At 62.7% G+C, this 23,801-nt stretch carries 23 protein-coding genes, 1 other RNA gene and 1 pseudogene; 12 read left to right on the plus strand and 13 right to left on the minus strand.

Annotation, left to right across the window (positions count from 1 at the left end; all coding sequences use genetic code 11):
- Positions 1 to 205: 205 nt before the first annotated feature.
- On the plus strand, positions 206 to 853 hold the full coding sequence (locus BM019_RS18890; RefSeq protein WP_007926730.1) for a gamma-glutamylcyclotransferase: 648 nt from the start codon (positions 206 to 208) through the stop codon (positions 851 to 853).
- On the opposite strand, the gene glpT is transcribed toward BM019_RS18890, so the two are convergent.
- Together glpT and BM019_RS18900 are read right to left on the minus strand one after the other, a co-directional pair.
- On the minus strand, positions 850 to 2,199 hold the full coding sequence (glpT, locus tag BM019_RS18895; protein WP_007926732.1) for a glycerol-3-phosphate transporter: 1,350 nt from the start codon (positions 2,197 to 2,199) through the stop codon (positions 850 to 852). The two genes, BM019_RS18890 and glpT, sit on opposite strands and share 4 nt — an antisense overlap.
- A gap of 274 nt (positions 2,200 to 2,473) precedes the next feature.
- On the minus strand, positions 2,474 to 3,451 hold the full coding sequence (locus BM019_RS18900; RefSeq protein ID WP_092419266.1) for an NADPH:quinone oxidoreductase family protein: 978 nt from the start codon (positions 3,449 to 3,451) through the stop codon (positions 2,474 to 2,476).
- A 158-nt stretch (positions 3,452 to 3,609) separates the two neighbouring features.
- Here BM019_RS18900 and BM019_RS18905 point away from each other — a divergent pair, with 158 nt between their 5' ends.
- A complete protein-coding gene (locus BM019_RS18905; protein WP_007926735.1) occupies positions 3,610 to 4,017 on the plus strand; it encodes a flagellar basal body-associated protein FliL in 408 nt (135 codons plus the stop codon).
- A 119-nt stretch (positions 4,018 to 4,136) separates the two neighbouring features.
- On the opposite strand, the gene BM019_RS18910 is transcribed toward BM019_RS18905, so the two are convergent.
- The 4 genes from BM019_RS18910 to BM019_RS18925 all read right to left on the minus strand — a co-directional run bounded on the left by BM019_RS18910 (position 4,137) and on the right by BM019_RS18925 (position 9,520).
- Complete coding sequence (locus tag BM019_RS18910; protein WP_092419269.1) at positions 4,137 to 5,252, minus strand: ABC transporter permease; 1,116 nt, start codon at positions 5,250 to 5,252, stop codon at positions 4,137 to 4,139.
- Positions 5,252 to 7,972: a ribosome-associated ATPase/putative transporter RbbA gene (rbbA, locus tag BM019_RS18915; RefSeq protein WP_092419272.1), complete on the minus strand. Its 2,721-nt coding sequence runs from the start codon at positions 7,970 to 7,972 to the stop codon at positions 5,252 to 5,254. The genes BM019_RS18910 and rbbA overlap by 1 nt, the downstream gene beginning before the upstream one ends.
- A complete protein-coding gene (locus BM019_RS18920; protein WP_085532906.1) occupies positions 7,969 to 8,934 on the minus strand; it encodes an HlyD family secretion protein in 966 nt (321 codons plus the stop codon). The genes rbbA and BM019_RS18920 overlap by 4 nt, the downstream gene beginning before the upstream one ends.
- 136 nt (positions 8,935 to 9,070) lie before the next feature.
- Positions 9,071 to 9,520 (minus strand): EVE domain-containing protein, encoded by a 450-nt coding sequence (locus BM019_RS18925; RefSeq protein ID WP_092419275.1) that lies wholly within the window; start codon positions 9,518 to 9,520, stop codon positions 9,071 to 9,073.
- Positions 9,521 to 9,715: 195 nt separating this feature from the next.
- Between BM019_RS18925 and BM019_RS30830 the strand changes: the two genes are divergently transcribed.
- Complete coding sequence (locus BM019_RS30830) at positions 9,716 to 9,862, plus strand: hypothetical protein (protein ID WP_007926740.1); 147 nt, start codon at positions 9,716 to 9,718, stop codon at positions 9,860 to 9,862.
- A gap of 34 nt (positions 9,863 to 9,896) precedes the next feature.
- Here BM019_RS30830 and BM019_RS18935 read toward each other — a convergent pair whose 3' ends face one another.
- The 4 genes from BM019_RS18935 to BM019_RS18950 form a co-directional block, all read right to left on the minus strand.
- On the minus strand, positions 9,897 to 10,502 hold the full coding sequence (locus BM019_RS18935; RefSeq protein ID WP_092419277.1) for a 5-formyltetrahydrofolate cyclo-ligase: 606 nt from the start codon (positions 10,500 to 10,502) through the stop codon (positions 9,897 to 9,899).
- A gap of 136 nt (positions 10,503 to 10,638) precedes the next feature.
- A non-coding RNA gene (gene ssrS / locus BM019_RS18940) (6S RNA) lies at positions 10,639 to 10,817 on the minus strand.
- Between the two features lie 24 nt (positions 10,818 to 10,841).
- A complete protein-coding gene (locus BM019_RS18945) occupies positions 10,842 to 11,165 on the minus strand; it encodes a cell division protein ZapA (protein WP_007926742.1) in 324 nt (107 codons plus the stop codon).
- A complete protein-coding gene (locus BM019_RS18950) occupies positions 11,162 to 11,371 on the minus strand; it encodes a TIGR02449 family protein (protein ID WP_007911197.1) in 210 nt (69 codons plus the stop codon). The genes BM019_RS18945 and BM019_RS18950 overlap by 4 nt, the downstream gene beginning before the upstream one ends.
- A 140-nt stretch (positions 11,372 to 11,511) precedes the next feature.
- On the opposite strand from BM019_RS18950, the gene BM019_RS18955 reads away from it, so the two are divergent.
- From BM019_RS18955 to gcvH, 9 genes and pseudogenes are all read left to right on the plus strand, one after another.
- Complete coding sequence (locus BM019_RS18955) at positions 11,512 to 12,069, plus strand: YecA/YgfB family protein (protein WP_007926743.1); 558 nt, start codon at positions 11,512 to 11,514, stop codon at positions 12,067 to 12,069.
- Positions 12,070 to 12,094: 25 nt separating this feature from the next.
- Positions 12,095 to 13,429 (plus strand): Xaa-Pro aminopeptidase, encoded by a 1,335-nt coding sequence (pepP, locus tag BM019_RS18960; protein ID WP_092419280.1) that lies wholly within the window; start codon positions 12,095 to 12,097, stop codon positions 13,427 to 13,429.
- Positions 13,426 to 14,613 (plus strand): 2-octaprenyl-6-methoxyphenyl hydroxylase, encoded by a 1,188-nt coding sequence (ubiH, locus tag BM019_RS18965; RefSeq protein ID WP_092419283.1) that lies wholly within the window; start codon positions 13,426 to 13,428, stop codon positions 14,611 to 14,613. Before pepP ends, ubiH begins: the two co-directional genes overlap by 4 nt.
- A 10-nt stretch (positions 14,614 to 14,623) precedes the next feature.
- Positions 14,624 to 14,725 (plus strand): annotated as a pseudogene (locus tag BM019_RS31225) (tetrameric acyl-CoA thioesterase); the annotation flags it as partial.
- A 9-nt stretch (positions 14,726 to 14,734) separates the two neighbouring features.
- Positions 14,735 to 15,952 carry a 2-octaprenyl-3-methyl-6-methoxy-1,4-benzoquinol hydroxylase gene (locus tag BM019_RS18970; protein WP_175510689.1) on the plus strand — a complete coding sequence of 406 codons (1,218 nt, stop codon included), beginning with the start codon at positions 14,735 to 14,737 and terminating at the stop codon, positions 15,950 to 15,952.
- Positions 15,953 to 16,153: 201 nt separating this feature from the next.
- Positions 16,154 to 17,155 carry an extracellular solute-binding protein gene (locus BM019_RS18975; RefSeq protein ID WP_062824291.1) on the plus strand — a complete coding sequence of 334 codons (1,002 nt, stop codon included), beginning with the start codon at positions 16,154 to 16,156 and terminating at the stop codon, positions 17,153 to 17,155.
- Positions 17,156 to 17,249: 94 nt separating this feature from the next.
- Complete coding sequence (locus BM019_RS18980) at positions 17,250 to 18,866, plus strand: ABC transporter permease (RefSeq protein ID WP_085532916.1); 1,617 nt, start codon at positions 17,250 to 17,252, stop codon at positions 18,864 to 18,866.
- A 156-nt stretch (positions 18,867 to 19,022) separates the two neighbouring features.
- Positions 19,023 to 20,105 carry a glycine cleavage system aminomethyltransferase GcvT gene (gcvT, locus tag BM019_RS18985; protein WP_092419286.1) on the plus strand — a complete coding sequence of 361 codons (1,083 nt, stop codon included), beginning with the start codon at positions 19,023 to 19,025 and terminating at the stop codon, positions 20,103 to 20,105.
- 51 nt (positions 20,106 to 20,156) lie between these two features.
- On the plus strand, positions 20,157 to 20,540 hold the full coding sequence (gene gcvH / locus BM019_RS18990) for a glycine cleavage system protein GcvH (RefSeq protein WP_009046109.1): 384 nt from the start codon (positions 20,157 to 20,159) through the stop codon (positions 20,538 to 20,540).
- A gap of 96 nt (positions 20,541 to 20,636) precedes the next feature.
- Here gcvH and BM019_RS18995 read toward each other — a convergent pair whose 3' ends face one another.
- The 3 genes from BM019_RS18995 to BM019_RS19005 form a co-directional block, all read right to left on the minus strand.
- Entirely contained in the window at positions 20,637 to 21,344 is a 708-nt protein-coding gene (locus BM019_RS18995; protein ID WP_092419289.1) for a hypothetical protein, read from the minus strand.
- A gap of 220 nt (positions 21,345 to 21,564) precedes the next feature.
- Complete coding sequence (locus tag BM019_RS19000) at positions 21,565 to 22,248, minus strand: hypothetical protein (protein ID WP_009046107.1); 684 nt, start codon at positions 22,246 to 22,248, stop codon at positions 21,565 to 21,567.
- A 401-nt stretch (positions 22,249 to 22,649) separates the two neighbouring features.
- Positions 22,650 to 23,792: a DegT/DnrJ/EryC1/StrS family aminotransferase gene (locus BM019_RS19005; protein WP_009046106.1), complete on the minus strand. Its 1,143-nt coding sequence runs from the start codon at positions 23,790 to 23,792 to the stop codon at positions 22,650 to 22,652.
- Between the last annotated feature and the right edge of the window lie 9 nt (positions 23,793 to 23,801).

Below are 23,801 nucleotides of genomic sequence, written 5' to 3' on the forward strand. Positions count from 1 at the left end.
GGGCTGTCCCTCGTTATAACTTCCTATATAGCCCATCGGTATTTATTTAATTAGATAAATACCGGTAGGTTATATGTCACGCATTATTGAAAGTTAAAACTCTTCGATGGCACTTAACTTGCCTTGAAACATATGTGTCTTGGAGTTACAGCCGTGCGTTCTATTAAGTAATTCTTTATACGCGGGGAGCCGAACGCTATTCGCCATGACAGCCATTGAATCCAGTTTTTTGAATCTGGCTTACCCTCCGCGGCTCGACCTGGGGCCGCAGCTCACCCACGAACAGCTTCTCAGCTCGATGCAGTCCACCATGGCGCGCCACAAGGGCGGGCCGGTCTGGCTGTTTGCCTACGGTTCGCTGATCTGGCGTCCTGAATGTTCGGCGGTCGAGCGCATGCGCGGGCGGGTGCATGGCTACCATCGCGGTCTGTACCTGTGGTCCCACGAGCACCGTGGCACGCCGGAGAAGCCGGGGCTGGTCTTTGGCCTGGATCGTGGCGGTTCCTGCAGTGGCTTCGCCTACCGCCTGCCGCAAGAGCAGCTGGAAACCTCGCTGTATGCGCTGTGGCAGCGCGAGATGCCATACCCGTCCTATCGCCCGCACTGGCTCAACTGCCGTCTTGAAGACGGTAGCCGGGTTCAGGCCCTGGGGTTCGTTCTGGAGCGACACCTGCCCAGCTATGCCGGCAACCTGCCGGACCATGTGCTGAGCCAGGTATTTGAAAACGCCTGCGGGCGCTACGGCACTACTCGCGATTATGTCGAGCAGACCGTGCACGCCCTGCGTAGCCACGCCATGCCAGACCGTAATCTGGAGGCGCGGCTCAAGCGCTGTAAGTCAGCCACCCATTAGGCAATGGCTTCGCGACTCTGGCTGGCGACCTGTTTGTGCCACAGGGTCGGGGCCAGGAAGGCCATCGACAGCAGGCAGGCGCCTACCAGCAGGACAAAACCGCCGTCCCAGCCGAAGTGGTCCACGGTGTAGCCCATCGCCGCGCTGGCCGCGACCGAACCACCCAAATAACCGAACAGACCGGTGAAGCCCGCAGCGGTGCCGGCGGCTTTCTTCGGCGCCAGTTCCAGGGCCTGCAGGCCGATCAGCATCACCGGGCCATAGATCAGGAAGCCGATGGAGAACAGCGCGATCATGTCGATGGTCGGGTTGCCGGCCGGGTTCAGCCAGTACACCAGGGTCGCCACGGTCACCAGGGCCATGAACACCATGCCGGTCAGGCCACGGTTGCCGCGGAAGATCTTGTCCGACATCCAGCCGCACAGCAGCGTGCCCGGAATCCCCGCCCACTCGTAGAAGAAGTACGCCCACGAGGTTTTATCCACGGTGAAGTGCTTGGCTTCCTTGAGGTAGGTTGGCGCCCAGTCGAGTACGCCGTAGCGCAGCAGGTAGACGAAGACGTTGGCCATGGCGATGTACCAGAGCATTTTGTTGCGCAGCACGTATTTGACGAAGATTTCCTTGGCGCTGAATTCTTCTTCGTGGCTGGCGTCGTAGCCTTCCGGGTAGTCGTTCTTGTACTTCTCGATCGGCGGCAGGCCGACCGATTGCGGGGTATCGCGCATGGTGACGAAGGCGAACAGCGCCACCATCAGGGCCACGGCGGCCGGGACGTAGAACGCCGCGTGCCAGTCGTTGAACCAGCCCATGCCGAGCAGGAACAGCGGGCCGATCAGGCCGCCGCCGACGTTGTGCGCCACGTTCCATACCGAAACCACGCCGCCGCGTTCCTTCTGCGACCACCAGTGCACCATGGTCCGTCCGCTTGGCGGCCAGCCCATGCCCTGGGCCCAGCCGTTGATGAACAGCAGGATGAACATCATGGTCACGCTGGACGTGGCCCAGGGCGCGAAACCGAAAATGAACATCACCCCGGCCGACACCAACAGGCCGAAGGGCAGGAAGTAGCGCGGGTTGGAGCGGTCGGACACCAGGCCCATGAGGAACTTGGACAGGCCGTAGGCGATGGCGATCGCCGACATGGCCAGGCCCAGCTGACCGCGGGTGTAACCCTCTTCGATCAGGTACGGCATGGCCAGGGAGAAGTTCTTGCGCAGCAGGTAGTAGCCGGCGTAACCGATGAAGATCCCGGCGAAGATCTGCCAGCGCAGGCGGCGGTAGGTACTGTCTATTTTTTCGTCAGGCAGGGGCGCCTGATGTGCGGCAGGTCGAAAGAAAGCAAACATTCAAGAGCTCCAAATTTCTTGTTTTGACTGCGGATGCGAATGTTACAGTTTCGTTACCGAAAATAGCACTGCATCTTATCTGGGGGCACGCAACGCAGGAGCATTTGCATGTTCTTTTACGAACATGTCGCTTAAAGATAAGTGGAGGACGTACCTGATGCTTCTGTGTAGGAGCGAGCTTGCTCGCGATGGCGATCCGACAGTCAGCAATGAAGTCGACTGTCACACCGCTATCGCGAGCAAGCTCGCTCCTACATAAAGAAAAGGGGGAGGTTCAGCGAACCTGGACCACCACCTTGCCCACCGCCTTGCGCTGGCCAAGATCGTTGATGGCGCTGGCGGCGTTGCTCAGCGGGTAGACCTGCGAGACCAGCGGTTTCAACTTGCCTTCGGCGAACCAGCCGAACAGCTGCTGGAAGTTCGCCGCGTTGTCCTGGGGCTGGCGCTGGGCGAACGAACCCCAGAACACGCCGATCACCGCAGCGCCCTTGAGCAGCGCCAGGTTGACCGGCAGTTCGGGAATGCGCCCGCTGGCGAAACCCACCACCAGCAGCCGGCCGTTCCAGGCGATGGCGCGGATGGCCTGGTCGAACAGGTCGCCGCCGACCGGGTCGTAGATCACATCGGCGCCCTGGCCGTCGGTCAGGCGCTTGATCTCGTCCTTCAGGCTGGTTTCGCTGTAGTTGATCAATTCGTCGGCGCCGGCGGCCTTGGCCACCGCGAGTTTCTCGGCGCTGCTGGCGGCGGCGATGACCCGGGCGCCCATGGCTTTGCCGATTTCCACCGCCGCGAGGCCGACACCGCCGGAAGCGCCGAGCACCAGCAAGGTTTCACCCGGCTGCAGGTTGCCGCGTTGCTTGAGGGCATGCATCGAGGTGCCGTAGGTCATGCTGAAGGCGGCGGCGGTGTTGAAGTCCATCGACGGTGGAATCGGCAGCACGTTGTAGCCCGGTACCGCCACTTCCTCGGCAAAGCTGCCCCAGCCGGTCAGCGCCATGACCCGGTCGCCGACCTTGAGGTGGCCCACCTTCTCGCCGACGGCGCCGACCACCCCCGCGGCCTCGCCACCGGGCGAGAACGGAAAGGGCGGCTTGAACTGGTATTTGCCCTCGATGATCAGCGTGTCCGGGAAGTTCACCCCGGCCGCGTGCACCTGCAGCAGGATCTCGTTCTTCTTCGGCACAGGACTCGCGACGTCTTCCAGCACCAGCGTTTCGGCGGGGCCGAAGGCTTTGCACAGCACGGCTTTCATCAGGGCTATTCCTTTGGGAGTGATGGCCGATAAGTGTAGGTGGGTGAATAACGCGGTCAACGAGCATGCCCCGGCCTGATAGCCAGCCATAAGCTTTGTGCTTGGGCACGGGCGCAGGGGCCTTTATGCTAGACCGCCTACCGGATAAGGAGCGAACTGTGAAAGCGTGGATCATGTTGATGCTGGCCCTGTCTCTGCCAATGGCAGCCATGGCCGAGGAAGCCAAAGAGGGCGAAGCACCGAAAGTCAGTTACATCAGCCTGAACCCGCCGTTCGTGGGCAACTACGGTCTGGATGGTGGCCCGAAGCTCAAGGTCTACAAGGCCGACGTCGCCCTGCGGGTGACCGGCGATGCCGCCGCCCAGGCGGTGAAGGCCAACGAACCGTTGATCCGCAACCAGCTGGTGGCACTGTTCGCCCAGCAGACCACGGAAACCATGAACAACGTCGAAGCCAAGGAAAAACTGCGCCAGGAAGCCCTGAAGCAGACCCAGCAGGTGATGAACGACGAAACCGGCAAGCCGGTGGTGGAAGACCTGCTGTTCAACAACCTGATCATCCAGTAATGCTGGATCTGTAGGAGCGAGCTGGCTCGCGATAGCGATATTGCAAGCTCCGCCGCATTTCAGCCTGGCGGCTGATCGCGAGCAAGCTCGCTCCTGCAAGTTGGCACCCTGAGGCAACCTCAGGACGCCAGGCTCTTGCGGAACCGCGCCAAGGCGATGCCGAAGAACAGCAGGCCGATCACTGCCAGGGCCAGCAGGTCTGGCCAGACCACCTCGATGCCGGCGTCGCGAAACAGAATCGCGGCGCTGAGGCTGACGAAGTGGGTCGACGGCGAGCCCTGCATCACCCATTGCAGCCACTGGGGCATGCTGTCCAGCGGGGTACTGCCGCCCGACAGCAGCAACATCGGGATGATCACCGGAATCGCCAGCAGTCCGAATTGCGGGGTCGAACGCGCCAGCGTGGCGAGAAAGATCCCCAGCGCGGTGCTGGCGAACAGGTAAAGCCCGGTCACCGCGAGGAACAGCGCCAACGAGCCGGCCAGCGGCACGCCCAGCACGCCCTTGACGATCACCTCCAGCGACATCCAGGTGCAGAGCACCACCACCAGCATGTTGCTCCAGATCTTCGCCAGCATGATCTCCAGGGCCGTCAGCGGCAGCACCAGCAGATGGTCGAGGGTGCCGTGCTCGCGTTCGCGTAGCAGCGCCGTGCCGGTCAGGACAATGGCCAGGATGGTGATGTTGTTGACGATCTGGATCACCGCGAGAAACCAGCCGCCCTGCAGATTGGTGTTGAACAGCGCGCGACTGGTCAGCAGTGCGGGCATCCGGCTCGCCGGGTCGGCCTGGCTGTAGTTGAGCAGTTCACGCTGGAAAATCCGCCCGATATAACCGGCGCCCATGAAGGCCTGGCTCATGGCCGTGGCGTCGACATTCACTTGCACGCTGGGTTGGCGCCCGGCCAGCAGATCGCTCTGGAAGTTGGCCGGCACATTGATGACGAAGGTGAACTGGCCGTTGTCCAGGACCTGGTCCAACTGGTCGTAGGGCAACTGCACCGGGCTCTGGAATTCCGGTGGTTGCAGGGCCTCGGCCAGCTGGCGCGAGAGCTGGCTGTGGTCTTCGTCCACCAGCGCCACGCTGGCGTTGTGCACGCCGATCACCGAACCGGCCGCCGGCATGTAGATGGCCACGGTGAAGGCGTACAGCAGAAACAGCAGCAACACGCTGTCGTGTCGCAGGCTGGTGAGCTCCTTGAGGCCCAGGCGCAGGATGTGGCTGAACCGGTGCATCAGGCCTCCTGTTTTTTCAGCATCGCCAGGCTCAGCCCGGTGAACCCGAGGAAGAACCCGAACAGCGCCAGGCACTGCGGCCACAGCTGGCGCAGGTCCAGGGCCTTGGTGAAGGTGCCGACGGCAATGTCGAGGAAGTAACCGGCGGGGAACAGCTGCCCCATCAGCGCCGCGGCGCCGTCCAGCGACGAGCGCGGCACGATCAGCCCGGAGAACTGGATGGTCGGCAGGCTGGTGATGATCATGGTGCCGAGGATCGCCGCGATCTGGGTACGGGTGAACGCGGAAATCAGCAGGCCCAGGCTGGTGGTGGCGAGCACATACAGCAGGCCGCCGAAGGCCAGGGTCAGGCCGCTGCCCTTGAAGGGCACGCCGAACAGCCAGCGGTTCATCGCCACCAGCAGCGCCAGGTTGATCAGGCTCAGGCCCAGGTAGGGCGCCTGTTTGCCCAGGAGAAACTCCAGGCGCTTGAGTGGCGTGGCGTAGAAGTTGGTGATCGAACCCAGCTCCTTCTCGCGCACGATGCCCAGCGCCGTGAGCATCGCCGGGATGAACGCCAGGATCAGCGCCATCACCCCGGGGCCGATGGCATTCACGCTGACCACGTCCTGGTTGTAGCGAAAGCGCGTTTCCAGCCGGGCCGCGGGTGCTCGCCCCAGGGCCGGGCTGCTGTGTTCGGCGAGCAATTCGATATTGGCCTGATGCACCGCCTCGACATAGTTGCGGCTGGTCTCGGCGCGAAACGGCATGCCGCCGTCGAGCCAGGCAGCCACCGCGGGCTGGCGCCCGGCGTACAGGTCGCGACCGAAACCGGGGGGAATCTCCAGGGCCAGCTTGATCTCCGAGCGTTGCAGGCGCCGATGCAGTTCGGCGGCGTCGCGGATCGGCTGCTGCTCCTTGAAGTAGCGGGAGCTGCGGAAGGCTTCCAGGTAGGCGCGGCTTTGCGGGGTCTGGTCCTGGTCGTAGACGGCGAAGGCGAGGTTTTCCACGTCCAGGGAAATGCCGTAGCCAAAGATCACCATCATGAACAGCGCCCCGAGCAAGGCGAAGCCCAGGCGCACCCGGTCGCGCAACAGCTCCTTGCCTTCGCGGGTGGCCACGGCGACCAGGCGCGCCAGGCTGAAATGCCGACTGTCGCTGTGAATGGCGCTGCTGACTTCGGGCTGGGCGGTCGCCGGGGGAGCAGGTTCCGGCGTGCCCTGGGCGTCTTCCAGGCAGCGGACAAAAGCGGCTTCCAGGGTTTCGCCGGCGAACTGTTGCTGCAGGGCGGCCGGTGTATCGCAGGCCAGTACCTTGCCGGCGTGCATCAGCGAGATGCGGTCGCAGCGCTGGGCTTCGTTCATGAAGTGGGTGGACAGGAAGATCGTTACCCCCTGTTCCCGCGACAGCTCGATCAACAGCCGCCAGAAGTCGTCGCGGGCCGCCGGGTCCACGCCCGAGGTCGGTTCGTCGAGAATCAACACTTCCGGACGGTGCAGCACCGCCACCGCCAGGGACAGGCGTTGACGCAAGCCCAGGGGCAGGGCGCCGGAGGGTTGGTCGGCGATCTCCTGGAGAGCGAAGCGGCGGATCAACTCTTCGATCCGCGGGCCGCTCTCGGCCTTGGGCAGGTCGAACAGCCGGGCGTGCAGCACCAGGTTCTGGCGCACGCTGAGTTCGCCGTACAGCGAAAAGCTCTGGGACATGAAACCCACGCGCTTGCGGGTGGCCAGGTCCCTGGCGTCCACCGGGTTGCCCAGCAGTTTGGCGCTGCCCTCGGTGGCCGGCATCAACCCGGTCAGGACCTTCATGGTGGTGGTCTTGCCGCAGCCGTTGGAGCCGAGAAAGCCGAAAATCTCACCCCGGCCAATGGCGAAGCTGACCTTGTTCACGGCCGTGAAGTCGCCGAAACGCAGGGTCAGCTCATGGGCTTCGATAGCAATTTGCTGGTTGTCCGTGGTTCTTGGCGGGATCACCAGCGGCTGGTTGTCGTGCCCACTGTCGCCTTGAAAGTGGGTGAAGGCATCGTCGAGCTTGCCACTGGGCGTGGCGATGGCCAGTTCCCGGCTCAAGCCCTGGGCAATCAGCCGGCCGCGGTCGAGCATCAGGCAGTGCTCGAACTGCTCGGCTTCCTCCATATAGGCGGTGGCCACCAGCAGTGTCAGTTGCGGGCGCTGGCGGCGAACCTCGTCCACCAGTTCCCAGAAGCGCCGGCGGGACAGCGGATCGACGCCAGTGGTGGGTTCGTCGAGGATCAGCAGGTCGGGCTCATGGATCAATGCGCAGCACAGCCCGAGCTTCTGCTTCATCCCGCCGGACAGCTTGCCCGCGGGCCGTTCGGCGAAACGCAGCAGGTCGGTGGCCAGCAACAGGTTGTGCATGCGCTGTTCGCATTCGGTCTTCGACAGGCCGAACAGGGTGGCGAAGAAGCGGATGTTTTCCTCGATCGACAGCTCGGGATACAGGTTGCCGCCCAGGCCCTGGGGCATGAAGGCAATCCGCGCGTACAGGCTGTTGCGATGGCGGCGTTGCTCGATGGAGCCGCCGAGCACCTGCAGTTGGCCCTGCTGCAGCTTCTTCACCCCGGCGATCAAGCCCAGCAGGCTCGACTTGCCGGCGCCATCCGGGCCGATCAATCCGCAGCGGGTGCCGCCGGGCAGGCTGAAGGCGAGGTCGACCAGGGCCTGTTGCGAGCCATAACGGTGGTTGATGCCCGTGGCCTGCAGCGCCAGTTCGTTCATTGCAGGTTGGCCGGCCAGGCCACGGTCGCGGTACGCACGTAACCGGCGCCGGGCATACCCGGCTTGGCCTGCGGTACGGCGCTGGGTTGGGTCAGCCGCAGCTTGACGCGGAACACCAGTTTTTGGCGCTCATCGCGGGTTTCCACTTCCTTGGGGGTGAATTGGGACTTGGCCGCGACAAAGCTGATCTTCGCCGGCAGCGGCTGATCAGGCAGGGCGTCGAGCAGGATCCGTGCCTCGCTGCCGACAGCCAGGCGGCCGGTCACCGAGGCGGACAGGTAGAGGTTCATGTACTGGTCGCTCGGGTCGATCAGCAGCAACACCCGGCCGCCGGCGCCCAGCACCTCGCCCGGTTCAGCCAGACGCAGTTGGATGATGCCGTCGATGGGCGCGCGCAGGCTGCTGTCGTCGATCTCGCTGGTCAGCTGGGCGACCATGGCCTTGGCCGAGCCAATGGCGGCGCGCACTGCGGCGACCTGGGCCTGGGCTGCCTGGACGGCGGCGTTGCCGGTGTTCAGGCGCGCCTGCTGCTGGTCGATGATCTGCTGGCTGGCGTAACCACGGTTGAACAGTTCCCGGGAGCGCTTGAGTTCCTGGTTGGCCAGCAGCAGTTCGCTCTGGCGCAGATGCACATTGGCTTCGGCCGCCGCGAGGTTTTCCCGGGTGCGCACCACGTCGGCCTCGGCCTGGGCGCGCTGGGCCTCCAGGGTGCGGGTGTCCATGCGGGCCAGCAATTGGCCCTTGGACACTTTGTCGCCTTCGTCGACGAGCACTTCGGCCAGGCGTCCGGGCGTCTTGCTGGCGATCTGCACTTCGGTGGCTTCAAGCCGGCCGTTGCCCATGCTCAGGCCTTCGGGCAGGCGGTCCAGGGTGGATTTCCAGTAACCAAAGCCGCCCGCGATCAGCAGCAATGCCAGCAGGGCGAAGGCAAAAAGGCGGGAGGAGCGGTGATTCGTCGGCATTGGGGGGGCATCCCTGCGGCTATAGCGTCCTAGTCTGGCGGCTCAAGCCGCTGGGCGACTTGATGTCCGTCAACTGAACGGGCAAGCCTAGTACGATGTGCGCGGGATGCCTGCCTGAGTATCGATTGCGGCCTGTTCAGCGCAGCACGAGTACTGCCGCCCACTGTTCGGCGGTCACTGGCATCACGGACAGCCGGCTGCCTTTCTGCACCAGGGGCAGCTCGGCGAGGGCAGTTTGCTGCTTCAGATAATCCAGGCGCAGCACCTTGGGGAAGGTTTCGACATGGGCGACATCGACGGCGCTCCAGGCATTTTTCTCGGCGCTGGCCTTGGGATCGAAATGCGGGTTTTCCGGTTCCAGGGCGGTCGGGTCGGGGTAGGCGGCCTCGATGATCCGGCCAATCCCGGCGATGCCCGGTTCGGGACAGCTGGAGTGATAAAAGAAGAATTGGTCACCCACCGCCATGCTGCGCAGGAAGTTTCGTGCCTGGTAGTTGCGTACGCCGTCCCAGCGCGCCTGTTTCTTGAGCGCCAGGCCCTCGATCGAGAGTTCTTCCGGTTCGGATTTCATCAGCCAATAGGCCATTTTCTGTGCTCTCCAGAGGGACGTGGGCAAGTTGTCGGGCAATTTTATGACAAACCGACAGTCGGTTGACGTCAGCATTTGCGTGTCGGTTCACCTTATCGCAGAATGCCGGGATTTTAAGCTTGACGCTGCTGCACGGCCTGTTATGGAAACCGTCGCTGTCATCGTGTGGGATTTGCCTGAGGGGGGCAATCGATGCAACGCAAACCGGATTTACTATGGATTTTGGTTATTTTGTTCGGTTTGGGCGTAGTGACAACCGGTTATGCGCAGAGCCTGTGGGCCAACAAGACCGACGCACCGGTCGAGCTCGCGCAACAGCAGCAGCCTTACAAGCGTTGATTCCTTCCAAGGCGCCGCTTTCTCCTGGTGGCGCCTATTTCGCGAAATACCATTTCTTGTCAGTCACCGTTCCTTGCAGCGGTACGTCCCAGCTCGCCTGATCCAGTTTCGCGACTTTCTGACATTCGTGGGCCAGCCCCAGTAGCGTCGGCTTGCGCCAGCTTTTGCGCCGCGCCAGATAGGCCAGGCTGCGATCATAGAAACCACCGCCCATTCCCAGGCGTCCACCCGCCTCATCGAAGCCGACCAGCGGCAACAGCACCAGGTCCAGGGCCCAGACCTTGCGTTGCCGGGCCAGGCTCACCCGTGGCTCGGGAATGCGGAAGCGGTTGGGGCGCAGTTTCTCCCCGGGGCGAACCCGCTGAAACACCATCTTGGTCCGTGGCCAGGCGCTGAGCACCGGCAGATAAGTCGCCTTGCCCCGGCGTTGCGCGGCAAGCAGCAGCGGGCGCGGGTCGATTTCACCGTCCATGGGCAGGTAAAGGGAGATGTGCCTGGCGCGGCGGAACAGCGGATGCTGCGCCAGTTGCCGATACAGCGCACGAGAGGCCTGGCGTTGTTCGCTGGCGGTGAGGGCGCGGCGGGCTTTGCGCAGTATGCGTCGAAGTTGCGGGCGGGAAAGCGGCGCCGGTTCGGTCATGGTCGCTCGGGTCCGGGAGGGGTACGGCAGGACAGCGTACCAAATAACCCCTGATCGAAAAAAACAGAGCCGAAAAAAACGGAGCCCCAAAAAAACAATGCCAGCTATTTGCATAGCTGGCATTGGTCTGGAATTCAGGCTCCCCGGATGAACCGCTGTCGACTTAGCCCTTGAACCCGAAAGTTCAAGGCGGAAGATGCAGTAGGCGTTAAGGCTTTCCGTCTAGCGGACATGCACACCGGCCCAACGTGCAACTTCCAGGGTAGTGCGAATCGGCTCAGGGACATCGCCAACTGGCAAGCACCCCAGGGAGTGGTGGGGATTATACCGCAACCACCCTCAGGAATCAGCCTTGGTTGTATCGGTGTCGGTGGCGAGCACCAGATCCACGCGCTCGAGCAGGTCGCGCACCTGTTCGCGGGTCGAACCGCTGGCTTGCACGTCAGGGCGGTCCTGCTTGTGCAGCAGATCGTGGGTGATATTGAGGGCGGCCATCACCGCGATACGATCGGCGCCAATGACTTTGCCGCTGCTGCGGATCTCGCGCATCTTGCCATCCAGGTACCGGGCGGCGCTCACCAGATTGCTACGTTCTTCCTGGGGGCAGATGATCGAATACTCTTTGTCGAGGATCTGCACAGTAACGCTATTGCTTGAACTCATGAGTCTTGCTCCAGGGCCTTGAGGCGCGAAATCATCGATTCGACCTTACGCCGGGCGATTTCGTTTTTTTCAATGAGGTGCGCGCGTTCCTCGCGCCAAGTCTTTTCCTGAGCTAATAAGAGTGCGTTTTGACTCTTTAGTTGCTCGACCCGGCCAATTAGCAGTTCGAGTCTAGCCATCAGCGCTTGCAGATCGGTGTCTTCCATTGGATCCCACTGGATTTGTCTGATGAGTGGCAACTGCCTGGGCAAACGAGTTGACGGCCTCGATGGTCTTGGCGCGTCTGCCGATGCTAGGATACAAGGCCTCCATTCTAGACATTGCGCCGCTTGGCGCCTAGCTACCCATGCCCATTCAGAATTCCCCGTACAACGCCTTCGCCACCCTGCTCAGCAGCAGCGGTCACCCTGTCTCGCCCGCCGAATTGCATGGCCTGTTGCTGGGTCGCAGCTGCGCCGGCGCCGGCTTCGAAGTCGACGGCTGGCTGATCGACGCCGCCGAGCTGCTCGAAGGCGAGCCGCAGGACAATGTTCGCAACGCCTTGATCGGCCTGCAGGAAATGGTCAAGGGCGAGCTGACCAGCGACGACATGACCGTCGTCCTGCTGCTGCCCACCGACGACGCCCCGCTGGCCGAGCGCGCCGCGGCCCTGGGTCAGTGGTGCCAGGGTTTCCTCACCGGCTTCGGCCTGAACTCCCGCGACAGCAGTGCCCTGAGCACCGAGGCCACGGAAGTGCTGCAGGACCTGGCGGCGATCGCCCAGGTACAGGACGCGCTGGAAGAGTCCGACGACGGCGAAAGCGACTACATGGAAGTGATGGAATACCTGCGGGTCGCCCCGCTGCTGCTGTTCACCGAGACCAACAAGACGGTTGAACCGGCCGCCAAGCCTTCTCTGCACTGATCGCGATAGGGAAATCCGTCTGCCCATGATCCATATCCCGAAATCGGAATACACCCGCCGCCGCAAGGCGCTCATGGCGCAGATGGAACCCAACAGCATCGCGATCCTGCCGGCTGCCGCGGTGGCGATCCGCAACCGCGACGTCGAGCATGTCTACCGCCAGGACAGCGATTTCCAGTACCTCAGCGGTTTCCCCGAACCCCAGGCGGTGATCGTGCTGATGCCCGGTCGCGAGCATGGCGAGTACATCCTGTTCTGCCGCGAGCGTAATGCCGAGCGCGAACTCTGGGACGGCCTGCGGGCTGGCCAGGAGGGCGCGATCCGCGATTACGGCGCCGACGATGCCTTCCCCATTACCGATATCGACGACATCCTGCCGGGCCTTATCGAAGGCCGTGACCGGGTGTATTCGGCCATGGGCAGCAACCCCGAGTTCGATCGCCACCTGATGGAATGGATCAACGTGATCCGCTCCAAGGCGCACCTGGGCGCCCAGCCGCCGAACGAATTCGTTGCCCTGGATCATCTGCTGCACGACATGCGCCTGTATAAATCGGCGGCGGAAGTGAAGGTGATGCGCGAGGCCGCGCGGATTTCCGCCCAGGCCCATATCCGGGCCATGCAGGCCAGCCGCGCCGGCCTGTACGAGTTCAGCCTGGAAGCCGAGCTGGACTACGAGTTCCGCCGGGGCGGGGCGAAGATGCCGGCCTACGGCTCGATCGTCGCCGCCGGGCGCAACAGCTGCATCCTGCATTACCAGCAGAACGACGCGTTGCTCAAGGACGGCGATCTGGTGCTGATCGACGCCGGTTGCGAGATTGATTGTTATGCCAGCGATATCACCCGCACCTGGCCGGTGAACGGCAAGTTTTCCGCCGAGCAGAAGGCGATCTACGAGCTGGTGCTGGCCGCCCAGGAAGCCGCCTTTGCCGAGATCGCGCCGAACAAGCACTGGAACCAGGCCCATGAGGCGACCGTCAGGGTGATCACCGCCGGGCTGGTCAAGCTGGGTCTGCTCGAAGGCGAGGTGGACGAGTTGATCGCCAGCGAAGCCTACAAGGCGTTTTACATGCACCGCGCCGGCCACTGGCTGGGCATGGATGTGCATGACGTCGGCGAGTACAAGGTCGGCGGCGAATGGCGGGTGCTGGAAGTCGGCATGGCCCTGACGGTCGAGCCGGGCATCTACATCGCGCCGGACAATCAGAACGTGGCGAAGAAATGGCGCGGCATTGGCGTGCGCATCGAGGATGACGTGGTGGTAACCAAGCAAGGCTGTGAAATTCTCACCGGTGGCGTGCCCAAGACCGTGGCCGAGATCGAGGCCCTGATGGCCGCCGCCCGGAGCCACGCAGCATGAACCGGGTCAATCTGGCGATCATTGGCGGTGGCCTGGTCGGTGCCAGCCTGGCCCTGGCCTTGCAGGCCGGCGCCAAGGAACGTGGCTGGAAGATCGTGCTGATCGAGCCGTTCGCTCCGGGCGATACCTATCAGCCCAGCTACGATGCGCGTTCTTCGGCGCTGTCGTTCGGTGCGCGGCAGATCTATCAACGGCTGGGTGTGTGGCAGGAAATCTCCCGCCGCGCCGAGCCGATCAAACAGATCCATGTCTCCGACCGTGGGCGGTTTTCCACCGCGCGGCTGTCGGCCATGGAAGAGGGTGTTCCCGCCCTGGGTTATGTGGTGGAAAACGCCTGGCTCGGCCAATGCCTGTGGCAGGGGCTGGACAAGGACGTGGTGAGCTGGCGCTGCCCGGCCGAGGTCATGCGCATGGAGCCGCTGGAAGACGGCTACCGCCTGACCCTCAACGATGAAACCAGCCTGGATTGCGAACTGGCGGTACTGGCCGACGGCGGTCGCTCCGGGCTGCGCGAGCAACTGGGGATCGGGGTGAAAAAGCGCCCCTACAACCAGAGCGCGCTGATCGCCAATATCACCCCGAGCGAAGCCCATAACGGCATGGCCTTCGAGCGCTTCACCGACGACGGCCCGATGGCCCTGCTGCCGCTGCCGGACAACCGCTGCGCACTGGTCTGGACCCGCCTGGGCATGGACGCGCAGCGCCTGGCCGCGCTGGACGAACGCAGCTTCCTCAGCGAATTGCAGGGGGTATTCGGTTATCGCCTGGGAACCCTGAAACAGGTCGGCGCGCGGCATCTTTACCCGCTGGCGCTGGTGGAGGCCGAGGAGCAGGTGCGTCCTCACCTGGTGGTGCTGGGCAACGCCGCCCATAGCCTGCACCCGATTGCCGGGCAGGGTTTCAACCTGTCGTTGCGCGACGCCCAGGCGCTGGCCGATGCCTTGCTGGTCAGCCCGACGCCGCCGGGCGACTTCAGTATCTTGCAGGCCTACCGCGAGCGGCAGCGCCTGGACCAGGACCTGACCGTGGGCTTCTCCGACCAGGTCACCCGGCTGTTCGGCAGCAAGCTGCCGCTGGTGTCCCTGGGACGCAATATCGGGCTGCTGGGCCTGGACCTGTTGCCACCGGCCAAACGCTGGTTCGCGCGGCAAGCCATGGGCCTGGGTACCCGTCCCGATGCGTGAGTGGTTGAGCCCGCGACCGGGCATGGAAATCCAGCACAGTGTCGGCAGCCAGGTAGCGCGGTTCGACAAAACCCTTTACGTGCGGCTCAAGCCGCAAGCGAGACAGGCTTAAAGCATGGAAATGCGTGCAGATCTGCTGATTGTCGGGGCCGGAATGGTCGGAAGCGCCCTGGCGCTGGCGTTGCAGGACAGCGGCCTGGAAGTGCTGCTGCTCGATGGCAGCCCGCTGAAGGTCAAGCCCTTCGACGACGAAGCACCGTTCGAGCCGCGGGTGAGCGCATTGTCGGTGGCCAGCCAGCGGATTCTCGAGCGCCTGGGTGTCTGGGAAGGGGTGACCCGGCGGCGCAGCAGCCCGTATGCCGAGATGCAGGTCTGGGATGGCAGCGGCACCGGGCAGATTCACTTCTCGGCTGCCAGCGTGCATGCCGAGGTGCTGGGCCACATCGTGGAAAATCGCGTGGTCCAGGACGCGCTGCTGGAGCGTCTGCACAACTGCGACATCGGCCTGCTGGCCAATGCCCGCCTGGAGCAGATGCGCCGTTCCGGCGACGACTGGCTGCTGACCCTGGCCGATGGCCGCAGCCTGCGCGCCCCGCTGGTAATCGCCGCCGACGGCGCCAATTCGGCGGTGCGGCGCCTGACCGGCTGCGCTACCCGCGAATGGGATTACCTGCACCACGCCATCGTCACCAGCGTGCGCTGCGCCGAGCCGCACCAGAGGACCGCCTGGCAGCGTTTCACCGACAACGGCCCGCTGGCGTTCCTGCCGCTGGAGCGCGACGGGCTGCACGATTGGTGTTCGATCGTCTGGTCGACCACGCCCAGCGAGGCCGAACGCCTGATGGCGCTGGACGACAGCGACTTCTGCCGTGAGCTGGAACGCGCCTTCGAAGGCCGCCTGGGCGCGGTGTTGAGCGCCGATCCGCGGCTCTGCGTGCCTTTGCGCCAGCGCCATGCCAAGCGTTACGTGGCGCAAGGCCTGGCCCTGATCGGCGACGCGGCCCATACCATCCATCCGCTGGCCGGGCAGGGGGTCAACCTGGGTTTCCTCGATGCCGCGGTGCTGGCCGAGGTGCTGCTGCAGGCGGCCAGCCGTGGCGAACGCCTGGCCGACACCAAGGTGCTCAGCCGTTACGAGCGGCGGCGCATGCCGCACAACCTGGCACTGATGGCGGCGATGGAAGGCTTCGAACGGCTGTTCCAGGCCGATCCTCTGCCGCTGCGCTGGTTGCGTAATACCGGGCTGAAAATGGTCGACCAGATGCCCGAGGCCAAGGCGCTGTTCGTGCGCCAGGCGTTGGGCCTCAGTGGAGACCTGCCGGAACTGGCCAAGGCCTGACCGCTATCGCGAGTAGTCGAACCGCTCAACCGGCGGCTCCCGCAGGGGCCGCGCGGACATGTGTGGGCGCGCGTCTGCTCTTAACCCACGCTGGCGATGCCTCAGCAACATCTCGTAACGCCTCGGGCTCCGGTTCAGTTTGAGAAGCTAAATAGTAGTCCTTATCATTTAGTCCCCCTTTGATTTCGAGAGACCGCTCCCATGTTGGCACCGAAGCGTCTACTGACCGCCCTGGCCCTCACCCTCATTGGCGGCACTGTCCAGGCAGCCGACGAAGTGGTGGTCTACTCCTCGCGTATCGACGAGTTGATCAAGCCGGTCTTCGATCTCTACACCCAGAAAACCGGGGTCCAGGTGAAGTTCATCACCGACAAGGAAGCGCCGCTGATGCAGCGGATCAAGGCCGAGGGCGAGAACGCCACCGCCGACCTGCTGCTCACCGTCGATGCCGGCAACCTGTGGCAAGCCGAGCAGATGGGTATCCTGCAGCCGTTCGACTCCAAGGTGATCAAGGCCAACATCCCCCTGCAATACCGCGCCGCCTCGCACGCCTGGACCGGCCTGAGCCTGCGGGCGCGGACCATCGCCTACTCCACCGCGCGGGTGAAACCGTCCGAACTGACCACCTACGAAGCCCTGGCTGACAAGCAGTGGGAAGGCCGCCTGTGCCTGCGCACGGCGAAGAAGGTCTACAACCAGTCGCTGACCGCGACCCTGATCGAAACCCATGGCGCGGCGAAAACCGAAGAAATCGTCAAGGGCTGGGTCAACAACCTGTCCACCGACGTGTTCTCCGACGACGTCGCGGTGCTCGAGGCGATCAGCGCCGGCCAGTGCGACGTGGGCATCGTCAACACCTACTACTACGGCCGCCTGCACAAGCAGAAGCCGGATCTGCCGGTCAAACTGTTCTGGCCGAACCAGGGCGATCGCGGCGTGCACGTCAACCTGTCGGGCATCGGCCTGACCAAGCACGCACCGCATCCGGAAGCCGCCAAGGCGCTGGTGGAGTGGATGACCACCGAGGAAGCGCAGAAGATCTTCGCCGACGTGAACCAGGAGTTCCCGGCCAACCCGAGCGTGCCGCCGTCCGCCGAAGTGGCCGCCTGGGGCAAGTTCGTGGCCGACACCCTGCCGGTGGAAGTCGCCGGTAAGCGCCAGGCCGAGGCCATTCGCCTGATGGACCGTGCTGGCTGGAACTGATCCCCTGGTTATACTGCGCCCCGCCTTTGCGGGGCGTTTTGTTTAACCGGTTTGTCATTGCCTTTTATTGATCCATCTCGTTCGAGAGTCTTTCGTGGCCCATCCCGCCCAACGTCGCTGGTACCCGCTGGTTTTTGCCGTCGCCGCCCTGGTGCTGCTGCCGCTGAGCGTGCTGCTGCTGTCGTGGCAGGTGATCGACCAGCAGATCTGGTCGCACCTGTGGGAGACCCAGATGCCGCGCCTGCTGGGCAACACCCTGACCCTGGTGCTGGGCGTCGGCGTCGGCGTGACACTGTTGGGCGTGAGCCTGGCCTGGCTGACCAGCCTCTGCGAGTTTCCCGGAAGGCGCTGGCTGGACTGGGCGCTGATGCTGCCCTTTGCGATTCCGGCCTACGTGCTGGCCTTTGTCTTCGTCGGCCTGCTGGATTTTTCCGGCCCGGTGCAGACCCTGCTGCGCGAATGGTTCGGCACGGGCCTGCGCCTGCCGCGGGTGCGTTCCACCGGCGGGGTGATCCTGGTTCTGGTGCTGGTGTTCTATCCCTATGTGTACCTGCTGGCGCGCACCGCGTTCCTGGCCCAGGGCAAAGGCCTGATGGAAGCCGCGCGGGTGCTTGGGCAGACGCCCTGGCAGGCGTTCTGGCGCGTGGCCCTGCCCATGGCGCGGCCGGCCATCGGTGCCGGTGTGGCCCTGGCGCTGATGGAAACCCTGGCGGACTTCGGCGCGGTGGCGGTGTTCAACTTCGACACCTTCACCACCGCCATCTACAAGACCTGGTATGGCTTCTTCAGCCTGTCCAGCGCCGCGCAGCTGGCCAGCCTGTTGCTGCTGGCGGTGATGCTGGTGCTGTACGGCGAGCGTCGCGCCCGCGGCGCCAGTCGCTCGGGTAACGAGCGGCCGCGAGGCAAGGCGCTGTATCACCTGCATGGCATCAAGGCCCTGGCGGCCACCAGCTGGTGCGCGCTGGTGTTCGCCTGCGCCTTTGTCATCCCAGTGCTGCAACTGCTGGTGTGGTTCTGGCAGCGTGGCCGTTTCGACCTCGACGAACGTTATGCCGGATTGATCCTGCACACTCTGTACCTGGGCGCCATGGCGGCCCTGATCACGGTCAGCGTGGCCCTGCTGCTGGCGTTCGCCCGACGGCTGGCGCCGACCCGGGCGATTCGTTCCGGCGTCAGCCTGGCCAATCTGGGATACGCCTTGCCGGGCTCGGTGCTGGCGGTGTCGATCATGCTGGCCTTCAGTTATCTGGACCGCGAACTGGTGATCCCGCTGTCGGGTTGGCTGGGGGGGGCGGGCAAGCCGTTGCTGCTGGGCAGCCTGGCGGCGTTGCTGCTGGCCTATCTGGTGCGGTTTATCGCGGTGGCCTACGGGCCGCTGGAAAGCAGCCTGGCGCGGATCCGCCCGTCGTTGCCGGAGGCGGCGCGCAGCCTGGGGGTCAGCGGACCGCGACTGTTTTTCAAAGTGTATCTGCCGCTGTTGCTGCCCGGCACCCTGAGCGCGGCGCTGTTGGTGTTCGTCGATGTGCTCAAGGAAATGCCCGCCACCTTGCTGATGCGCCCGTTCGGCTGGGACACGCTGGCGGTGCGGATCTTCGAGATGACCAGCGAGGGCGAGTGGGCGCGTGCCGCGTTGCCGGCCCTGACCCTGGTCCTGGTGGGATTGCTGCCGGTGATCGGGCTGATCCGACGCTCCGCTCATCGAATCGGTTAGGTGCCAGTGTCACACCTTGCGGCTACAATGCGCGGCATTCGGTGCGGTCGATCTTTCTGATCGGGTCTTTTGAATTATCTGAGAGCCATCTATTTCAAGGCTTCCAGCTCATACAGCGACCGCCCGCACCTTCGCCACGCCCGGAAGGAGAAACCCATGGGACAGCGCACGCCTCTGTATGACCTTCATCTCGCCCTGGGCGCGAAGATGGTCGATTTTGGCGGTTGGGATATGCCTCTGCATTACGGCTCGCAGGTCGAGGAGCACCATCAGGTGCGACGCGATTGCGGGGTTTTCGATGTATCCCACATGACCGTGATCGATGTCGACGGCCCCCAGACCAAGGCCTGGCTCCAGCACCTGCTGGCCAACGATGTCGAACGCCTGCAAAGCCCCGGCAGGGCCTTGTACAGCGCCATGCTCAACGAGCACGGCGGTATCGTCGACGACATGATCGTCTACCGCACCGAATCCGGTTACCGGCTGGTGGTCAACGCCGCCACCCGTGACCAGGATATAGCCTGGATGCAGGCGCAACTGGGCGCTTTCCAGGTGCAACTGCACGAACGCTCCGAGCTGGCGATGCTGGCGATCCAGGGGCCCCACGCCCGCCACAAGATCGCCGAGCTGGTGACCCAGTCGCGCGGCACGCTGATCCAGCAACTCAAGCCCTTCGAAGGCCAGGCCGATGGCGACTGGTTCATCGCGCGCACCGGTTACACCGGTGAGGATGGCCTGGAAATCGTCCTGCCGGCCGACCAGGCCCCGGCGTTCTTCAACGATCTGGTAGGCGCGGGTATCTCGCCGATCGGCCTCGGCGCCCGCGATACCTTGCGCCTGGAGGCTGGTATGAACCTGTACGGCCAGGACATTCACCAGGAGGTTTCACCGCTGGTGGCCAACATGGCCTGGAGCATCGCCTGGGAGCCGGCGTCGCGTAAGTTCATCGGGCGCACCGCGCTGGAGGCCGAGCGCGCGGGTGGGGTGAAGCACAAACTGGTCGGCCTGGTGCTGGAAGAACGCGGCGTGCTGCGTGCCCATCAGGTGGTTCGCATCGCCGATGTTGGCGAAGGAGAGATCACCAGTGGTAGTTTCTCTCCTACGCTTAGCAAATCGATCGCCCTGGCGCGGGTGCCCATGGCTACCGCCGACCGCGCAGAAGTGGAAATCCGTGGCAAGTGGTACCCGGTCCGGGTGGTAAAACCGACCTTCGTGCGTCATGGCAAAACCCTGATCTAACTTATTTCCGGCGGGATCTACCGCTGACATTTCTTCTTGAGGACACAGAACATGAGCGATATCCCTGCTGACCTGCGTTTTGCCGAAAGTCACGAATGGGCCCGTCTGGAAGCCGATGGCACCGTGACCGTGGGCATCAGCGACCACGCTCAGGAAGCCCTGGGCGACGTGGTGTTCGTCGAGCTGACCGAAGTCGGCAATGTCTTCGGCGCTGGCGACCAGGCCGGTGTGGTGGAATCGGTGAAGGCAGCTTCCGACATCTACGCGCCAGTGGCTGGCGAAGTGATCGCGGTCAACGAAGACCTGAGCGGCAGCCCGGAACTGCTCAACAGCGACCCGTACGGCGCCTGGATCTTCAAGCTCAAGCCGGCCAACGCTGCTGATCTTGAGAAGCTGCTCGACGCAGCCGGTTATAAGGCCGCTATCGGCGAATAATCCCTGCCAGACGCGAATCCGCTACAAGAGCGCCGTGTTGCCCTTATCGGGTACACGGCGTTTTTCGTTTGCAGGAGGCGACACTTGGGGGTTGGCCTAGCGGCGGAGCAATCTGGCCCGCAGCACGGCCTTGTTCACCCTGATGTGAAGCTCTGCCACTTCTTCTGCCGTCAAACTCGTCGCGGGCTCGCCGCTAACCCAGGCGCCCTGATTGGTGTAGGTGACGGTTTTGGTTTCTCCGTCGTTCACACTCATGTTGTAAGGGTTGGACAGGCTGCTGGGGATCAGCGAACCCGCCGCTTGGGCCGGACCGAACCATAGTTGAAACTCGTTTTGGGGGGTCATGGTGGCTATGCCTATATTCATGCCACCTGAGCGGTTCACCCAGAGACTAAGTCCGGTGGAGTCCAATAATATATTGCTGGGGTGGGCCGGAAGTTCGTTATTTATTGAAACATCTCCTGGCGTTCCAGCATTTTTTGCCGGGCTGAATACACCGTATTGATCCAGAGTGGTTATCTGGCCTGTGTTGATGGGTAGGTTCTTTCCGCCTGAAGTAAAGTTAACGTCTCCTTCCTGTAGTGGTGTGTTAGTGAAATTCACCATGTAGGAATCATTGGTGATATTGAAGATGTTCTTGTATTGATAAGTCGGTTGGTTGGGGGTGGCGAATGGGGGTTTTGAAAGCCAGATGACAGTGAAGGAGCTGTTTACTTTCTTGGCCAGGTAGAGGCTGTAGTTATTTACCTTTTGTGCAACAAGTTGCTCTTCTTCAATGTAGATAATTATGGTTTGCTTACTCATGGCTAATCTCACGCTCATCCTGTGGATGATTTAGGTACAGAGTCTCGACTCCACCTGGCCCGTTCGACTATGAGTTCGACGCCATCAATAAAAAACCCTGTAGATCTACGATATACAGGGTTTTTCTTGCATGAGCGCAACGTGCGAACGGAAGACTGCCAATGGCATCGCGCAGTGCTCTAAGTCCTTCGCGCAACCGATGCTCGATCCGCCCGGCGGACTATGCCGCGATCCCGAGCCTGGCGTGCAGCGCCCTGACTTCAGAGGCGCTCAGGACTCTGGCCGGTTCGCCGGTCACCCAGACACCACTGTCGTTATAGGTGATGGTGACGCTGCCGCCATCCTGCAGGGTCGCTACATAGGGGTTGGACAGGTTGATGGCGATCAACGAACCGGTTTCCTGAATGTTGCCGAACCAGAGTTGATATTGGCTCTTTGGTGTCAGCGTCGCAGGGCCGATGTTCATGCCGCTCTGACGGTTCACCCAGATGTTGTTGCCGTTGGAATCCAGGAGGATTGCATGCGGATTGCCTTGCAGCTCATTTTTGATGAGAACATCCGAGGGTACGCCGCCATTCTTGGCCGGTGTGAACACGCCGTTCGCATCGAGCGTCGTGGTCTGGCCAGTACTGATGGGCAGGTTTCTGCCGCCGGAGGTGAAGGTGACATCGCCACTGCTGACCGGGTCATTGGTGAAGTTGACCATGAAGGACGGGGTAGCGATATCAAAGGTGTTTCTATATTGGTAACTAGGGTTGTTGACTGTGGCAACAGGGCCTTTTGATTGCCAGATGACCGTAAAGTCATTGTTTACTTTCTTGGCCAGATAGAGGCTGTAGTTGTTGTTCTTTTGCGCAATCAACTGTTCTTCTTCGATGTATACAACTATTTGTTGGCTGCTCATTTCTTTGAACTCCATTTCGAGTAAATTGAAACATGGATTTTTGTAACGGTCTTTGCAGGTTGTAACTTGCAACTGCGTAGTGGTTTTTTGCCTCCCTTGCGCAGTCACAAGTAAACATAGCAGGCGGAAAGTGGACCTATAGAATGATTGGCTATTGTTTTAAATTCGTCTGTATTTCGGAAATTTTATGTATGGGTTCGTGCTGATTTATCATGTGCTTATATGTGCGGTTAAAGTGAGTGCTGCCGGGAGTCTGGTTTTTGGCGCCAAGGATCAGACAAGTGGACATTTATATAACTATTGGCAACTGTATTTATTGCTGAAATAAAAAACGCCCAATACGGGATATTGAGCCGTCTTGAATATTGCAGAAACCAGCTGTTCAAGGGCTGGGTATCTATTTATGTATCTTGCAAGACAGCCTTCACCGTCGCTACCGAGCGTTCGACATCGCCTTTGCTCATAGCCGTGAACATCGGCAACGAGACGATCAGGCGTCCCACCCGTTCCGCCACCGGGAACATCCCTTCCTTGAAACCGCGCTCGCGGTACAGGCTCAGCAGGTGAATCGGCGGGTAGTGATAGCCGATGCCGATCCCACGTTCCTGCATCTGCTCCATGAAGGTCGCCCGCGCCGGCTTGCCGTCATGCCGCTCCGGCAGTACCAGCTGGAACAGGTGCCAGTTGCTGTTGCTGAAGTCCGCCGGGGGCAGCTGGGCGCCGTAGCGGGCTTCGAAGTCGCTGCCCAAGCATTCGAAGTAATGCCGGGCCAGTTCGCGGCGGTGAGCGGTGAGGGTTTCGAGGTGGGCGAACTGGCCCAGGCCGATGGCGGCCGCAACATCGGTCATGTTGAATTTGCCGCCCAGCACGTCCACGTCCAGGCCGTCGAAGCCGTGGCGGGTCACGCCCTGCAGTCGGTACTTCTCCGCCAGGCGAGCCTCTTCGGCGGTGTTCAGCACCAGGGCGCCGCCTTCGCTGCAGGTGACGTTCTTGTTGGCCTGGAAACTGAAAGAGACCAGGTCGCCGCCAGCGCCGATGCGTTCGCCATTCCAGCTTGAGCCCAGTGCCTGGGCGGCATCTTCCACAACCCGCAGGCCGTGCTTGCGCGCCAGGGCGTAGAGGCGTGCCATATCGACCGGCAGGCCGGCGAGAAACACCGGGATGATGGCCTTGGTCCGGGGCGTGATGGCTGCTTCCACCTGGGCCAGGTCGATGTTGCGGGTGATCGGGTCGATGTCGGCGAACACCGGGGTGGCGCCGACTTCGAGAATCACGTTGGCCGTGGCCACCCAGGAGATCGGCGTGGTGATGACTTCATCGCCAGGGCCGATGCCGGCGATACGCAGGGCGATCTCCATGGTGCAGGTGCCGGAATTGAAGGTGCGCACCGGGCGCCCGCCGCAGTACTGCGAGAGTTGCGCCTCGAAGGCCTGGACCTTGGGCCCGCTGGTGATCCAGCCCGAACGCAGCACTTCGCCGACGCTGGCGATGGTGGCTTCATCGATGGTGGGTTTGGAGAACGGCAGGAAAGGCAGTTGGCTCATGACGATGGG

Origin of the sequence: Pseudomonas sp. NFPP07 (assembly GCF_900115645.1) — a bacterium.
GTDB lineage: Bacteria > Pseudomonadota > Gammaproteobacteria > Pseudomonadales > Pseudomonadaceae > Aquipseudomonas > Aquipseudomonas chlororaphis.

Excerpts from the sequence above, each read along its gene's own strand:
- BM019_RS18890 (WP_007926730.1), top strand. The coding sequence starts at position 206 with ATGACAGCCATTGAATCCAGTTTTTTGAATCTGGCTTACCCTCCGCGG.
- glpT (WP_007926732.1), bottom strand. The coding sequence starts at position 2,199 with ATGTTTGCTTTCTTTCGACCTGCCGCACATCAGGCGCCCCTGCCTGAC.
- BM019_RS18900 (WP_092419266.1), bottom strand. The coding sequence starts at position 3,451 with ATGAAAGCCGTGCTGTGCAAAGCCTTCGGCCCCGCCGAAACGCTGGTG.
- BM019_RS18910 (WP_092419269.1), bottom strand. The coding sequence starts at position 5,252 with ATGCACCGGTTCAGCCACATCCTGCGCCTGGGCCTCAAGGAGCTCACC.
- rbbA (WP_092419272.1), bottom strand. The coding sequence starts at position 7,972 with ATGAACGAACTGGCGCTGCAGGCCACGGGCATCAACCACCGTTATGGC.
- BM019_RS18920 (WP_085532906.1), bottom strand. The coding sequence starts at position 8,934 with ATGCCGACGAATCACCGCTCCTCCCGCCTTTTTGCCTTCGCCCTGCTG.
- BM019_RS18925 (WP_092419275.1), bottom strand. The coding sequence starts at position 9,520 with ATGGCCTATTGGCTGATGAAATCCGAACCGGAAGAACTCTCGATCGAG.
- BM019_RS30830 (WP_007926740.1), top strand. The coding sequence starts at position 9,716 with ATGCAACGCAAACCGGATTTACTATGGATTTTGGTTATTTTGTTCGGT.
- BM019_RS18935 (WP_092419277.1), bottom strand. The coding sequence starts at position 10,502 with ATGACCGAACCGGCGCCGCTTTCCCGCCCGCAACTTCGACGCATACTG.
- BM019_RS18945 (WP_007926742.1), bottom strand. The coding sequence starts at position 11,165 with ATGAGTTCAAGCAATAGCGTTACTGTGCAGATCCTCGACAAAGAGTAT.
- BM019_RS18950 (WP_007911197.1), bottom strand. The coding sequence starts at position 11,371 with ATGGAAGACACCGATCTGCAAGCGCTGATGGCTAGACTCGAACTGCTA.
- BM019_RS18955 (WP_007926743.1), top strand. The coding sequence starts at position 11,512 with ATGCCCATTCAGAATTCCCCGTACAACGCCTTCGCCACCCTGCTCAGC.
- pepP (WP_092419280.1), top strand. The coding sequence starts at position 12,095 with ATGATCCATATCCCGAAATCGGAATACACCCGCCGCCGCAAGGCGCTC.
- ubiH (WP_092419283.1), top strand. The coding sequence starts at position 13,426 with ATGAACCGGGTCAATCTGGCGATCATTGGCGGTGGCCTGGTCGGTGCC.
- BM019_RS18970 (WP_175510689.1), top strand. The coding sequence starts at position 14,735 with ATGCGTGCAGATCTGCTGATTGTCGGGGCCGGAATGGTCGGAAGCGCC.
- BM019_RS18975 (WP_062824291.1), top strand. The coding sequence starts at position 16,154 with ATGTTGGCACCGAAGCGTCTACTGACCGCCCTGGCCCTCACCCTCATT.
- gcvT (WP_092419286.1), top strand. The coding sequence starts at position 19,023 with ATGGGACAGCGCACGCCTCTGTATGACCTTCATCTCGCCCTGGGCGCG.
- gcvH (WP_009046109.1), top strand. The coding sequence starts at position 20,157 with ATGAGCGATATCCCTGCTGACCTGCGTTTTGCCGAAAGTCACGAATGG.
- BM019_RS18995 (WP_092419289.1), bottom strand. The coding sequence starts at position 21,344 with ATGAGTAAGCAAACCATAATTATCTACATTGAAGAAGAGCAACTTGTT.
- BM019_RS19000 (WP_009046107.1), bottom strand. The coding sequence starts at position 22,248 with ATGAGCAGCCAACAAATAGTTGTATACATCGAAGAAGAACAGTTGATT.
- BM019_RS19005 (WP_009046106.1), bottom strand. The coding sequence starts at position 23,792 with ATGAGCCAACTGCCTTTCCTGCCGTTCTCCAAACCCACCATCGATGAA.